The organism is Actinoplanes sp. SE50/110, assembly GCF_900119315.1.
Classification (GTDB): domain Bacteria; phylum Actinomycetota; class Actinomycetes; order Mycobacteriales; family Micromonosporaceae; genus Actinoplanes.
The window spans coordinates 6,576,094-6,591,775 of the sequence record NZ_LT827010.1; the positions used below are offsets into that span (position 1 = coordinate 6,576,094).

The window sequence follows — 15,682 nt, forward strand, 5'->3', positions numbered from 1 at the left end:
GGCCTTTCTGTGAAGGAAGGGGTGCTGTCAGAGGGCGTGCGCGGTGAGCCACCGGTCGATCACCTCGGCGGTCGCGTCGGACCGCTCGGCGATGATCGAGAAGTGGTTCGCGGCGAGTGGCACCAGGGTCTGGCCGGGCCCGAGCGGCTCGGCCTCCCAGTCCCGCTGGCCCTCCTCGAGCTCCAGGAAGCTCTGGGTGCACCGGACGAACAGGGTCTGCGCCCGTACCGGCCGCACCGGCAGCTGCGGCACCAGGTCGAACCAGCAGGCCATCGCGGACAGCCGGGCGCTGTCGAAGCGGCCGAACAGCGACTCCTGGTCGTACAGCCGCAGGGTCAGTTCGCGGATCGGCATGGTGGCGCCGGCCGCCTCGTCCTCGACCCGGAACGAGTCGAGCATGACCACGCCGGCCGGCTCGATGCCGCGCTCCTCCAGGTAGCCGGCCACCGCGTAGGCGAGGGAGCCGCCCGAGGAGTAGCCGAGCAGCAGGAACGGGTGCCCGTCGGCGGCCCGCAGCACCTGCTCGGCGAGCGCCTGCACGGCCACGTCCACCGAGGCGGGCAGGCGTTCGCCGGCCACGAAACCGGGGGTCGGGATGGCGACCACGTGCCGCGGCGAACCCAGGTGTGCGACCACCCGGGAGTGCTGGTGCATGCCGCCGGTGGCCATCGGGGTGCTCAGGCAGATCAGCCGGGGCAGCTCCGAGTCGCTCTCCCGCAGGGTGACCGCGGGCGCCAGGTCGCCGACCTCGTCCACGGTGCGGAACCGCGGCCGGAGCCGGACCACCGAGCGGAGCAGGTCGTACGCCTCCCCCACCGCCCCGGCCTCCAGACCGGACCGGAACAGCGCGCTGAGCGTGTCCCCGCCGGTCTCCGCCGCGGTCGTGTCCACGGCGAGTTCGGCGCGCAGCCAGGCGGCCAGCCGGGCCGGGCTCTTGTTGTCGAAGATGACCATCGGCGGCAGGTCGAGCCCGGTCGCCGCGTTCAGGTGGTTGCGCAGGTCCATGGCGGTCAGCGAGTCGAAGCCGGCCTCCAGGAAGTCGCGTTCCGGGTCGAGCGCGGCCGGGTCGGCGTGGCCGAGCAGGGTGGCGGCGAAGCCGAGCACCAGGTCGCGCAGCTCCGCCTCCTGCGCCGTGGCGTCCAGGCCGGCGAACCGGGCGCGGAGCTTGGCGGCGTCGGCGGCGCCGGTGGCGGCCCGGCGGCGGGTGACCGGGACCAGGCCGCGCAGCAGGGGCGGCAGGTCGCCGACCCGGGACCGCAGCGCCGCCTGGTCGACGCGCAGCGGGGCGACCAGGGGGTGGCCCTCGGTGAGGCCGGCGTCGAAGGCGGCCAGGGCTTCCTGCTCGGTGAGCGGGGGCAGGCCCTGGCGGCGCAGCCGTTCCAGGTCGGAGTCCTGGAGGTAGGCGCTGAGGCCGGTGTCGACCGCCCAGAGGCCGAAGGCCATCGACACCGCCGGCAGGCCCCGGGCGTGGCGCAGGTGGGCGAGACCGTCGAGGAAGTTGTTGGCCGCCGCGTACGGGGCCTGCCCGGCCGCGAGGACCATGCCACCGGCCGAGGAGAACATCACGAACGCCGTCAGATCCCCGGCCAGCTCGTGCAGGTGCCACGCCGCGTCGGCCTTCGGCGCCAGAACCCGGTCGAAACGCTCCGGGGTCATCGAGCCGATCACCCCGTTGTCCGCCACCCCGGCCGCATGCACCACACCGTCGACCGGGAACGCCGCCAACAACGCCGCCACCTCGTCACGCTCGGACACGTCACACGCGACCACATTCACGGTCGCACCGAGCCGCTGCAGGTCAGCACGCAACGGGAGAGCTTCCGGGGCGTCCAGACCGCGACGACTGACGAGCACCAGGTCCGAGATTTCATGTTTTTCCACTAGATGGCGGGCGATGACCGCGCCCAGACCACCCGTCCCGCCGGTCACCAGAACCCGGCCGGTGAACGAGACACCGCCGCCGCCCCCGGACGAACGCACCAGCCGGGGCACCGACAGCTCACCGCCACGCACCGCGATCTCCGGCTCGCCGCTCGCAAGCGCTGCGGAGACATCCCCACCGTCGCTGTCGACCAGCACGATCCGCCCCGGGTTCTCGGCCTGCGCCGACCGCACGAGACCCCACACCGGCGTGTGCGCGATGTCCACCGGGTCACCGTCGGCCACCGCGAACGCGTGCCGGGTCACCACGGCCAGCACCGTCCCGGCCCGCGATTCGTCCGCCAGGAACGCCTGCACCCGGTCGAGGACCAGGGCGGTGTTGCGGCGTACGGCCGCGGGCACGTCACCGACGGTCGGTTCCAGGCGGATGTCGGCGTACGCGGGCAGCGTGCCACCGGCCGCCTTCCGACCCACCCAGTCCAGCCGGTACAGCGCGTCCGCGCGTCCCCCCGGCCGCAGTTGCTCGACCGCGACCGGACGCAGATTCAGCCCGGCCACCGTGGCGACCGGCGCCCCGGCCGGATCGCTGATCCGCATGGTGAGCGAGGCCGGGTCCTGCCGGATCAGCGCGACCCGGACCGCGGTGCTCCCGGTGGCGTGCAGGGTGACCCCGGACCAGGAGAACGGGATCATCGCCTGCCCCTCGGGAGCGCCCTCGCCGCCCGCGAAGTTCAGGACGTGCATGGTCGCGTCGAGCAGCGCCGGATGCAGTCCGTAGAAGGCCGCCTCGGCCCGGACCGGTTCGGGCAGTTCCACCTCGGCGTACAGGTCGTCGCCGAGCTGCCAGGCGGCCCGCAGCCCCTGGAAGGCCGGCCCGTAGCCGTAGCCCCGGTCGGCCAGCAGGTCGTAGCCGCCGTCCAGGTCGATCGGGGTGGCTCCGGCCGGCGGCCACACCGCGACATCGTCCGGGAGCGCGCCGTCGCCGTGGCCGAGCACCCCTTCGGCGTGCAGCGTCCACCGGCTGTCCGGGGCCGCGTCCTGCGCCCGCGAGTGGACGGTGACGGTCCGCCGGCCGGTCTCGTCCGGCGCGCTGACCCGGGCCTGCAGCACCGCGCCGGAGTCCGGCATGACCAGCGGCGCGATCAGGGTCAGCTCCTCGACCAGGTCGCAGCCGGCCTGCTCGCCGGCCTGCACGGCGATCTCGACGAACCCGGTGCCGGGCAGCAGCACGCTGTCGAAGACCTGGTGGTCGGTGAGCCAGCGCTGGGACTGCCGGGCGATCCGGCCGGTCAGCAGGAAGCTGTCCGAGTCGGCCAGCGGCACCGCCGCGCCGAGCAGCGGGTGCTCCATGGTGTCCACGCCGATGCTGGTCGCGTCCGGGGTGAGCAGGAGTTGCTCGCCGGGCCAGTACTCGTCGCGCTGGAACGGGTAGGTGGGCAGTTCGGTGCGGAGGGCGCCGCGGCCGGCGTAGAACGCGGTCCAGTCGACCCGGGTGCCGGTCTCGAACAGCCGGGCGACGGCGGCGACCGCGGCGTCCGCCTCGTCGGCGTCGCGCTGCTGGCCGGGAACGGTCGTCAGGGCGGCGGTGTTCAGGCCGATCAGCGTGGACAGGGTGGAGTCGGGGCCGATCTCCAGGACCGTGCCGACGCCGCGCTCGACCAGGCCGGCGACGGTGTCGGTGAAACGCACGGCGTCGCGGACGTGGGCGACCCAGAACGCCGGATCGGTGACGTCGCCAGAGGTCAAGATCGGAAAACGCGGATTGTTGTACGTCACGCCGCCCGCGATCTCAGCGAACTCCGCCAGCATCGGTTCCATCAGCGGCGAGTGGAAGGCATGCGACACCTTGAGCCGGCGTGCGTTCGGGAACTGCTCGGCGATCGCCAGCACCTCGGCCTCGACACCCGAGATCACCGTGGACGTGGGGCCGTTCAAAGCAGCAATGCCCACGCCGGGCGTCAAAACCAGCTGATCAGCGCTGACCGGCACAGCCACCATCGCCCCACCCGCAGGCAGCGCCTGCATGAGCCGGCCGCGGGCCTCCACCAGACGACACGCGTCGTCGAGGGACCACACCCCGGCGACATACGCCGCCGCCAGTTCGCCGACCGAGTGGCCGCCGAGCACGGTCGGGCGGATGCCCCACGACTCGAACAGACGGAACAGGGCCACCTCGAAAGCGAACAGAGCCGGCTGGGCGAACCCGGTCTGGCTCAGCGTCGCGGCGTCACCGCCCCAGACGACCTGCCGGATGTCCACGGTGAATCCGGCGAGCACCTCGTCGAACGCCGCCGCGAACACCGGGAACGCCGCGTACAGCTCGCGGCCCATGCCCGGCCGCTGCGACCCCTGACCGGTGAAGACCACCCCGACCGCCCCGGGACGGGCCGCGACCGGTGTCACCTTCCGCGCCCGGGACAGCAGCTCGGAGCGGTAGCCGCCGGTGATCGCCGCGCGGTGCTCGAACACCGGGCGCCCGCCCAGCGAGTAGCCGACGTCCACGGCGCGCAGGCCCGGGTCCGCCTCCAGCAGCCGCACCAGCCGCCCGGCCAGCGCGGTCAGCGCCTCCGGGGTGCGCGCCGACAGCGGCCAGACCAGGGCGGAGCCCTGCACGGTCACCGGCTCCCGGCGCGGCGCGGGGTCCTCGGCGTGCTCGACGATGACGTGCGCGTTGGTGCCGCTGATCCCGAACGAGGACACCGCGGCGCGCCGCGGCCGGTCCACCGCGGGCCAGTCCCGGGTTTCGGTGGCCAGCCGGATGTTGCCGGTGGTCCAGTCGACGTGCGGGGACGGCTGGTCGACGTGCAGCGTGCGGGGCACCACCCCGTGCCGCATCGCCATCACCATCTTGATCACCCCGGCCACGCCGGCCGCGGCCTGGGTGTGCCCGATGTTCGACTTGATCGAGCCGAGCAGCAGCGGCCGGTCGTCCGGCCGGTCCCGGCCGTAGGTCTCCAGCAGCGCCTGCGCCTCGATCGGGTCGCCCAGCACGGTGCCGGTGCCGTGTCCCTCGACCACGTCGACGTCGGCCGTGCCGAGGCCGGCCACCGACAGCGCCTGCCGGATCAGCCGCTGCTGGGACGGCCCGTTGGGGGCGCTGAAGCCGTTGCTGGCGCCGTCCTGGTTGAGCGCGGTGGCCTTGACCACGGCGAGCACCGGGTGGCCCAGCCGCCGCGCGTCGGAGAGCCGCTCGACCAGCAGCAGGCCGGCGCCCTCGCCCCAGCCGGTGCCGTCCGCGCCGGCCGCGAACGACTTGCACCGCCCGGCCGGCGACAGCCCGCGCTGCCGGCTGAAGTCGACGAACATGGCCGGCGTGGACATCACCGTGACACCGCCGGCCAGGGCGAGCGAGCACTCGCCGGAGCGCAGCGCCTGTACCGCCCAGTGCAGCGCCACCAGCGACGACGAGCACGCGGTGTCGACCGTGACGGCCGGGCCCTCCAGCCCCAGGGTGTAGGCGATCCGGCCGGAGACCAGGCTGCCGCCGCTGGACGAGGCGCGGTCCGAGCCCTGCCCGTAGTCGTGGTACATCAGCCCGGCGAACACCCCGGTGGAGCTGCCGCGCAGGGTGACCGGGTCGATCCCGGCGCGTTCCGCGGCCTCCCAGGCAAGCTCCAGGAGCAGCCGCTGCTGCGGGTCCATGGCGATCGCCTCGTTCGGGCTGATCCCGAAGAACGCCGGGTCGAACATGGCCGCGTCGTGCAGGAACGCGCCCTCCTTGGAGTACGTCCTGCCGAACTTGCCGGGCTCCGGGTCGTAGATCCGGGCGGTGTCCCAGCCCCGGTTGTCCGGGAAGTCGGAGACCGTGTCGATCCCGTCGTGGACCAGCCGCCACAGTTCCTCGGGGGTGGTCACGTCGCCGGGGTAGCGGCAGGCCATCGCCACGATCGCGATCGGCTCGTCGTCGGCCCGGCGGGTGGTGGTCACCGGCGGCGCGGCGTCGGCTCCGGCGCCGGTCAGCTGGGTGTCGAGGTAGCCGGCGACCGCGGTGGCCGACGGGTAGTCGAAGACGAGGGTGGCCGGCAGTCGCAGACCGGTGACCTCGTTGAGCACGTTGCGCAGCTCGACCGCGGAGAGCGAGTCGAAGCCGAGCTCCTGGAAGGCGCGGTCCGGCTCGACCACGGCCGGCGAGCTGTGCCCGAGCACCGCGGCGACCTGGTTGCGGACGAGGTCGAGCAGGGCGGCGGCCCGGTCGGCGGCGCCGAGCCCGGCGAGCTGGCGCAGCAGCACCTGGCTGCCACCGGCCCGGCGGGCCCGGGACGACGCCGGTTTCATCAGCGAGCGCAGCAGCGCCGGGGTGTCGTCGCCGCGTGCCGGGACGGCCGGGTCGACCTTCAGCGGCACGACCAGGGCGGCCCCGGCGGTGAGCGCGGCGTCGAAGGCGGCCAGGCCCTCCTGCTCGGTGAGCGGGGGCAGGCCCTGGCGGCGCAGCCGCTCGAAGTCGGCCTCCTGCAGGAACGCGCTCAGGCCGGCGTCGACCGCCCACAGGCCGAACGCCATCGACACCGCCGGCAGGCCCCGGGCGTGGCGCAGGTGGGCGAGACCGTCGAGGAAGTTGTTGGCCGCCGCGTACGGGGCCTGCCCGGCCGCGAGGACCATGCCACCGGCCGAGGAGAACATCACGAACGCCGTCAGATCCCCGGCCAGCTCGTGCAGGTGCCACGCCGCGTCGGCCTTCGGCGCCAGAACCCGGTCGAAACGCTCCGGGGTCATCGAGCCGATCACCCCGTTGTCCGCCACACCAGCCGCATGCACCACACCGTCGACCGGGAACGCCGCCAACAACGCCGCCACCTCGTCACGGTCCGACACGTCACACGCGACCACATTCACCGTCGCGCCGAGCCCCTCCAGATCCGCTTTGAGATCACCGGCACCCGGAGCATCCCGACCACGACGACTGACGAGCAACAACTCGCGAACATCGAGATTCTCGACGAGATGGCGGGCGATGACCGCACCCAGACCACCCGTCCCACCGGTCACCAGAACCCGGCCGGTGAACGAGACACCGCCGCCGCCCCCGGACGAACGCACCAGCCGAGGCACCGACAGCACACCACCGCGGACCGCGACCTCCGGCTCCCCCGCGCCGAGCGCGCCGGAGACATCCCCACCGTCACTGTCGATCAGAACGATCCGCCCCGGGTTCTCCGCCTGGGCGGCCCGGACCAGGCCCCACACCGGGCTCTGCACGACGTCCACCACATCGCCGTCGGCCACCGCGACCGCGTGCCGGGTGACCACCGCGAGCGCGGCGCCCTCCTGCAGCCGGGCGAGGACCGCGTCGAGGACGGCGCGGACCCGCACCGGCACCGGGATGCCCGGGCCCGGGTCGAAGGCGGCCGCCTCCAGCACGACGACGTCCTCGGCGGCCGCCGTGCCGGCCTCGACCGGCTGCCAGGCGACCTCGAGGAGGTGGGCGCTGTCCGCGGCGCGCATCGCGGCCGGGTCCACCGGGCGGGAGGTGAGCGCCGAGACGGTCAGGACCGCCCGGCCGGTCTGGTCGGCGACCCGGACGGTGATGTCACCGCTGTCCCCGACCGGCGAGATCCGCACCCGGATCGCCTTCGGCCCGGTGCCCGGGTCGCCGAAGGCGCTCACCGTCGACCAGGCGAACGGCAGCACGATCCGGCCGTCGCCGGCGCTGCCGTCGTGGGTCAGCAGCACCGCGTGCAGCGAGGCGTCCAGCAGGGCCGGGTGCAGCGTGTACCGGTCGGCGTCCACCTCGTCGAAGGCCACCTCGGCGAAGATCTCGTCGCCCTGCCGCCAGGCGGCGCGCAGCCCCTGGAAGACCGGGCCGTAGCCGTAGCCGAGATCGGCCAGGGCCGGGTAACCGCCGGTCAGGTCGACCGGTTCGGCACCGGCCGGGGGCCACTGCAGCACATCCCAGCGCTCTGCTCCGGCGTCGGCGCTCAGCGTGCCCTGGGCATGCCGCACCCAGGGCCGGTCGCCGTCCTGCGAATAGATCGACACGGCGCGCCGGCCGGCGGCGTCCGGGTCGTCGACGACGACCTGCACCACCACGCCGTCGGCCGGCGGGATCAGCAGCGGGGCCATCAGGGTCAGCTCGTCCACCACCGGGCAGTCGACGTGCCGGCCGGCGGTCAGTGCCAGCTCCAGCAGACCGGTGCCGGGGACCAGGACGGTGCCGCCGACCGCGTGATCGGCCAGCCAGGGCAGCGAGTTCAGGGACAACCGGCCGGTGAGCACGACCCGGGTGCTGTCGGCCGCGGACAGCACCGCGCCGATCATCGGGTGACCGGAAGCGGTCATGCCGGTGGAACGCAGTCCGCCGATCTCCTCAGCCAGCCAGGACTCGGCGAGATAGTCGGTCACCTCCAGCCAGAACGACCTGCGCTGGAAGGGGTAGGTGGGCAGGTCGGCCCGGTGGGTGTCGCGGCCGGCGTAGAAGGCGGTCCAGTCGATCGCGGTGCCGGTCTCGAACAGGCGGCCGGCGGCGGTGGCGGTGGCGAGCAGTTCGCCGGTGTCCCGCTGCTGGGCGGGGATGGTGGCGAGCTCGTCGGTGTTGTAGCCGATCAGCGTCGTCAGTGTGGCGTCGGGGCCGATCTCCAGGACCGTGCCGACGCCGTGGTCGATCATCCGGGTGACGGTGTCGGTGAAACGCACGGCGTCGCGGACGTGGGCGACCCAGAACGCCGGATCGGTGACGTCGCCGGAGGTCAAGATCGGAAGAGACGATTGGTGGTACGTCACGCCGCCCGCGATCTCAGCGAACTCCGCCAGCATGGGTTCCATCAGCGGCGAGTGGAACGCATGCGACACCTTCAACCGGCGCGCGTTCGGGAACTGCTCGGCGATCGCCAAGACTTCCGACTCGACGCCCGAGATCACCGTGGACGTGGGGCCGTTCAAAGCGGCGATGCCGACGCCGGGCGTCAAAACCAGCTGGTCCGCGCTGACCGGCAGAGCCACCATCGCCCCACCCGCAGGCAGCGCCTGCATGAGCCGGCCGCGGGCCTCCACCAGACGACACGCGTCTTCGAGGGACCACACCCCGGCGACATACGCCGCCGCCAGTTCGCCGATCGAGTGGCCGCCGAGCACGGTCGGGCGGATGCCCCAGGACTCGAACAGACGGAACAGGGCCACCTCGAAAGCAAACAGAGCCGGCTGGGCGAAACCGGTCTGGCTCAGCGTCGCGGCGTCACCGCCCCAGACGACCTGCCGGATGTCCACGGTGAAGCCGGCGAGCACCTCATCAAACGCCGCCGCGAACACCGGGAACCGCGCATGCAGCTCCCGACCCATCCCCAGACGCTGCGACCCCTGACCCGTGAAGACGACACCCAGGCTGCCGGAACGCGGAACGGATGCGGTCACAGCCTGGAGGCCTGCGCGCAATCCTTCACGCGAGGTGGCGACCACGGCGGCGCGCTGCTCGAACACCGTACGGCTCGTCGCGACCGAGAACCCGAGATCCACCGGACGCAGACTCGCCGCGACCTCACCCAGCCGATCGGCAAGATCGGCAAGCGCTTCCGGCGTCCGCGCCGACAGCGGCACCACCACCGGACCGTCGTCATCAGCCCCCGGCGTCACCGAGGGCTCGTCAACGTGCTCGATGATCACGTGGGCGTTGGTGCCACTGATCCCGAACGACGAGATACCCGCCCGGCGGGGACGGCCGTCGACCACCCACTCCTGGGCTTCGGTCAACAGTTGGATGTTGCCGGCGGTCCAGTCCACGTGCGGGGACGGCTCGTCCAGGTGCAGCGTGCGCGGGGCAACCCCGTGCCGCATCGCCATCACCATCTTGATCACACCCGCCACACCCGCGGCAGCCTGCGTGTGCCCGATGTTCGACTTGATCGACCCCAACAGCAAAGGCCGCTCACGATCCTGGCCATACGTTTCCAGCAGCGCCTGCGCCTCGATCGGATCGCCCAGCACGGTGCCGGTGCCGTGGGCTTCGACCACGTCGACGTCCGCGGTGGAAAGGCCCGCCGACGCCAGCGCCCTACGGATCACCCGACGCTGCGACGGCCCGTTCGGCGCCGTCAACCCGTTCGACGCGCCATCCTGGTTCACCGCCGAACCCCGTACCACCGCAAGAATCTGATGACCGAGACGCTTGGCGTCCGACAAACGCTCCACCAGCAAAACCCCGGCACCCTCGCCCCACGCGGTGCCGTCAGCACCCGCGGCGAAAGACTTGCAACGACCGTCACGCGACAAACCACCCTGCCGCGAAAACTCGACGAACACCTCAGGCGTCGCCATCACCGCAACCCCGCCGACAACCGCCAGCGAACACTCCCCCGCCCGCAGCGCCTGCGCCGCAAGGTGCAGCGAGACGAGAGAGGACGAGCAGGCGGTGTCGACCGTCATCGACGGCCCTTCCAAACCGAGCACATAGGACAACCGGCCCGAGGCCACCGCGCCCGTGGACGAGTTGGCGGCGTAGTCGTGATACATCATGCCGACGAACACACCGGTATCGGAGCCGCGCAGCGACACCGGGTCGATGCCCGCCCGCTCGAACACCTCCCACGACACTTCGAGCAGCAGCCGCTGCTGCGGATCCATGATCAGCGCCTCATTCGGCGAGATCCCGAAGAAGCCCGGATCGAACAGGTCCGCGTCGTGCAGGAAACCGCCCTCACGGACGTACGACTTGCCCGGCGTCCCCGGGTTCGGGTCGAAGACGTCACTGCCCCAACCACGGCCGGTCGGGAACTCCGTCACACCGTCGACGCCGTCGGCGACCAGGTTCCACAGGCCTTCGGGGGAGACCACGCCGCCCGGATAGCGGCAGGCCATGCCCACGATCACGATCGGGTCGTCGTCGGCCACGACCGTCGAGGTGATCACATCCTCGCCGGCACCGGTCAGCTCGGCGAGCAGGAATTCGGCCAGCACGGCCGGCGTCGGGTAGTCGAAGATCAGCGTCGGGGACAGCTTGATGCCCACCACCGCGGCCAGGGCGTTGCGGAACTCGACCGCGGACAGCGAGTCGAAACCCAGATCGGAGAAGGCACGTCCGGCGTCGACGGCATCCGCCGAGGCGAAGCCGAGCACCGATGCGGCCTGCGCGCGAACCAGGTCGCTCATCAGGGCCAGGCGGCCGGGCTCGTCCAGGTCGGCGAGGCGGGAGCGCCAGACCGACGCGCCGGCCGAGACGGCGGTGCGGGACGGTCGTCGGCGCAGCAGACCCTGCAGCAGCGGCGGCACGAGCAGCGGGTCGGCCCCGGTCAGGTCCAGGCCCATCGGGATGACGACGGGCGCGGCGGCCGCCGCGTCGAACAGGGCCAGGCCCTTGTCCCCGGTCAGGGGGACGACACCACCGCGGCGCATCCGCGCGACGTCGGCCGGGGACAACTCCCCGCCCATCCCACCACCGGTCGAACCCCACAGCCCCCAGGCCATCGACACCGCCGGCAGTCCCAGCGCCCGCCGGAGCTGCGCCAGACCATCCAGGAAGTTGTTCGCCGCCGCATAGTTCGCCTGACCCGGATTGCCGAACACACCCGCCGCCGAGGAGAACACCACGAACGCCGACAGCTCACCGGCAAGCTCATGCAGATACCACGCGGCATCCGCCTTGGGCGCCAGCACCCGATCGAGGCGCTCCGGCGTCATCGAACCGAGCACACCATCGTCGAGGACACCCGCCGTATGCACGATGCCGTCGACCGGGAACTCGCCCAGCAACGCCGCGACCGCGTCCCGATCCGACACGTCACACGCCACCACGTTGACCGCCGCGCCGAGCAGCTCCAGATCAGCCCGCAGCTCAGCCGCACCCGGGGCATCCACACCACGACGACTCACCAGCACCAGGTCCCGTACGGCGTAACCGGTGATCAGGTGGCGGGCGACGACCGCCCCCAGACCACCCGTGCCGCCGGTCACCAGCACCCGGCCGGTGAACACCGGGCTGTCGGCCACACTCGCCCGCACCAGCCGTGGCGCGAACAGCTCGTTTCCACGGATCGCGACCTCGGCCGCACCACCGGCGAGAGCCCCGGCGACGTCACCACCGTCGGTGTCCACCAGCACGAACCGACCCGGGTTCTCGGCCTGCGCCGACCGCACCAGGCCCCATACCGGCGCCTGCACGACATCGACCGGATCGCCGTCCGCGACCGCGACCGCGTTACGGGTCACCACCGCGAGGGAGGTGCCCTCCTGCAGCTTCGCCAGCACCCCGGCCAGCACCGCACGCACCCGCTCCGGGACCGGCGTCCCGGTACCCGGGTCGAAAGCGGCCGCCATCACGACCTCGTGGTCGCCGGGGGCCGCGGTACCCGCCTCGATCCGGTCCCACGCGAGGTGCAGCAGGCCGTCCATGTCGGTGGCGCGCATCGCCGCCGGATCGACCGGACGCGAGGTCAGCGCGGCGACCGTCAGGATCGCGCGGCCGGCCTGGTCGGCGACCCGGATGGTGAGGTCGTCGCCGGTCCCGGCCGGGGAGATCCGGACCCGGATCGAGGACGGGCCGGTGCCGGCGTGGACGCTGACCTCCGACCAGGCGAACGGCAGCACGATCCGGCCGTCACCGTCGCCGTCGCGGGTGAGCAGCACCGCGTGCAGGGCCGCGTCCAGCAGGGCCGGGTGCAGCGTGTACCGGTCGGCGTCGGCCTCGTCGGTGGCGACCTCGGCGAAGATGTCGTCGCCCCGGCGCCAGGCGGCCCGCAGCCCCTGGAACGCCGGGCCGTAACCGTAGCCGGCCTCGGCCAGGGCCGGGTAACCGCCGGTCAGGTCGACCGGTTCGGCGCCGGCCGGGGGCCATTGCAGCGCGTCCCAGCGGTCGCCGCCGAGCTCGTCGCTGACCGTGCCCTGGGCGTGCAGCGTCCACGGCTGGTCGTCGGCGGCGTCCTCGACCCGGGAGTACACCGCGACGGCCCGGCGGCCGGCGGCGTCCGGGTCGTCGACGACGACCTGCACCACCACGCCGTCGGCCGGCGGGATCAGCAGCGGGGCCATCAGGGTCAGCTCGTCCACCACGGGCAGGTCGACCTGGCGGCCGGCGGTCAGCGCCAGCTCCAGCAGACCGGTGCCGGGGACCAGGACGGTGCCGCCGACCGCGTGGTCGGCCAGCCACGGCTGGGCGGCCAGCGACAGCCGCCCGCTCAGCACCACGCGCGGGCCGTCCGGGGCGGTGACGACCGCACCCACCATCGGGTGACCGGAAGCGACCAGGCCGGTCGAGCGCAAGCCGCCGAACTCCTGAGCGAGCCAGGACTCGGCGAGGTATTCGGTGACCTCCAGCCAGAACGACCTGCGCTGGAACGGGTAGGTGGGCAGGTCGACCCGGCGGGCGTCGCGGCCGGCGTAGAAGGCGGTCCAGTCGATCGCGGTGCCGGTCTCGAACAGGCGGCCGGCGGCGGTCGCCACCGCGGTGGTCTCCCCGGCATCGCGGTGCTGGCCGGCGATCGTCGCCAGCTCGTCGGTGTTGTAACCGATCAACGTCGTCAACGTCGCGTCCGGGCCGATCTCCAGGACCGTGCCGACGCCGCGCTCGACCAGGGCAGCGACGGTGTCGGTGAAACGCACGGCGTCGCGGACGTGGGCGACCCAGAACGCCGGATCGGTGACGTCGCCAGAGGTCAAAATCGGAAGAGACGATTGGTGGTACGTCACGCCACCCGCGATCTCAGCGAACTCCGCCAGCATCGGTTCCATCAGCGGCGAGTGGAAGGCATGCGACACCTTCAACCGGCGCGCGTTCGGGAACTGCTCGGCGATCGCCAAGACTTCCGACTCGACGCCCGAGATCACCGTGGACGCGGGCCCGTTCAGCGCGGCGATGCCGACGCCGGGCGTCAAAACCAGCTGATCAGCGCTGACCGGCACAGCCACCATCGCCCCACCCGCAGGCAGCGCCTGCATGAGCCGGCCGCGGGCCTCCACCAGACGACACGCGTCTTCGAGGGACCACACCCCGGCGACATACGCCGCCGCCAGTTCGCCGATCGAGTGGCCGCCGAGCACGGTCGGGCGGATGCCCCAGGACTCGAACAGTCGGAACAGGGCCACCTCGAAAGCGAACAGAGCCGGCTGGGCAGAACCGGTCCGGTTCAACGCCTCAGCGTCATCACCCCACACGATCTTCCGGACATCAGCGGTGAAGCCGGCGAGCACCTCATCGAACGCCGCCGCGAACACGGGGAACCTCGCGTGCAGCTCCCGACCCATCCCCAGACGCTGCGACCCCTGACCCGTGAAGACGACACCCAGGTCACCGGCACGGGCGGTCGACGCGGTCACCGTACTCAGGGCGGCGGTCAGCTCGGCACCGGTGCCGGCCACGACAGCGGCACGCTGCTCGAACACCGAGCGGCCGGTGGCCACCGTGAAGCCGACGTCGACCGGACGCAGATCCGCGGCGGCCCGGCTCAGCCGGTCGGCCAGGTCGGCAAGTGCTTCCGGCGTGCGGGCCGACAGCGGCACGACAATCGGGCTCTCGTCGTCGGTCCCCGAGGCCGCCGGGGGCTCCTCGGCCTGCTCGATGATCACGTGCGCGTTGGTGCCACTGATCCCGAACGACGAGATACCCGCCCGGCGAGGACGGCCGTCGACCACCCACTCCTCGGCTTCGGTCAACAGTTGGATGTTGCCGGCGGTCCAGTCCACGTGCGGGGACGGCTCGTCCAGGTGCAGCGTGCGCGGGGCGACCCCGTGCCGCATCGCCATCACCATCTTGATCACACTCGCCACACCCGCGGCAGCCTGCGTGTGCCCGATGTTCGACTTGATCGAGCCGAGCAGCAGCGGCCGCTCACGATCCTGACCGTAGGTTTCCAGCAGGGCTTGCGCCTCGATCGGGTCGCCCAGCACGGTGCCGGTGCCGTGGGCTTCGACCACGTCGACATCCGCCGACGACAGGCGAGCCGACGCCAGCGCCTTACGGATCACCCGACGCTGCGACGGCCCGTTCGGCGCCGTCAACCCGTTCGACGCGCCATCCTGATTCACCGCCGAACCCCGTACCACCGCAAGAATCCGATGACCGAGACGCTTCGCATCCGACAAACGCTCGACCAGCAGCACACCCGCGCCCTCGCCCCACGCGGTGCCGTCAGCACCCGCGGCGAAAGACTTGCAACGCCCATCAGGAGAGAGCCCACGCTGACGGGAGAACTCCACGAACACCTCAGGCGTGGCCATCACGGCGACACCACCCACGACCGCCAGCGAACACTCCCCCGCCCGCAACGCCTGCGCCGCGAGATGCAGCGAGACGAGAGAGGACGAGCACGCGGTGTCGACCGTCATCGACGGCCCTTCCAGCCCGAGCACATAGGACAACCGGCCCGAGGCGACCGCGCCCGTGGACGAGTTGGCGGCGTAGTCGTGGTACATCATGCCGACGAACACGCCGGTATCGGAGCCGCGCAGCGACACCGGGTCGATGCCCGCCCGCTCGAACACCTCCCACGACACTTCGAGCAGCAGCCGCTGCTGCGGATCCATCACGAGCGCCTCGTTCGGCGAGATCCCGAAGAAGCCCGGATCGAACAGATCCGCGTCGTGCAGGAAACCACCCTCACGGACGTAGGACTTGCCGGCCGCGCCCGGGACCGGGTCGAAGATGTCGGTGCCCCAGCCCCGGCCGGTCGGGAACTCGGAGACGCCGTCAACGCCGTCGGCGACCAGGTCCCACAGGCCTTCGGGGGAGACCACGCCGCCCGGATACCGGCAGGCCATGCCGACGATGGCGATGGGTTCCTGGCTGGCGGCGGTCAGTTTGCGGTTCTGGCCACGCAGGCGGTCCGCTTCCTTCAGCGACGCTCGGAGGGCTTCGACAAGCTTTTCCTCAGAACTGGGCATTACC

At 72.3% G+C, this 15,682-nt stretch carries 1 protein-coding gene; it reads right to left on the bottom strand.

The annotated features are described in order from the left end of the window. Window positions 1-27: 27 nt before the first annotated feature. Window positions 28-15,678 (bottom strand): type I polyketide synthase, encoded by a 15,651-nt coding sequence (locus tag ACSP50_RS29765; RefSeq protein ID WP_014693009.1) that lies wholly within the window; start codon window positions 15,676-15,678, stop codon window positions 28-30. Between the last annotated feature and the right edge of the window lie 4 nt (window positions 15,679-15,682).

Excerpts from the sequence above, each read along its gene's own strand:
- ACSP50_RS29765 (WP_014693009.1), bottom strand. The coding sequence starts at position 15,678 with ATGCCCAGTTCTGAGGAAAAGCTTGTCGAAGCCCTCCGAGCGTCGCTG.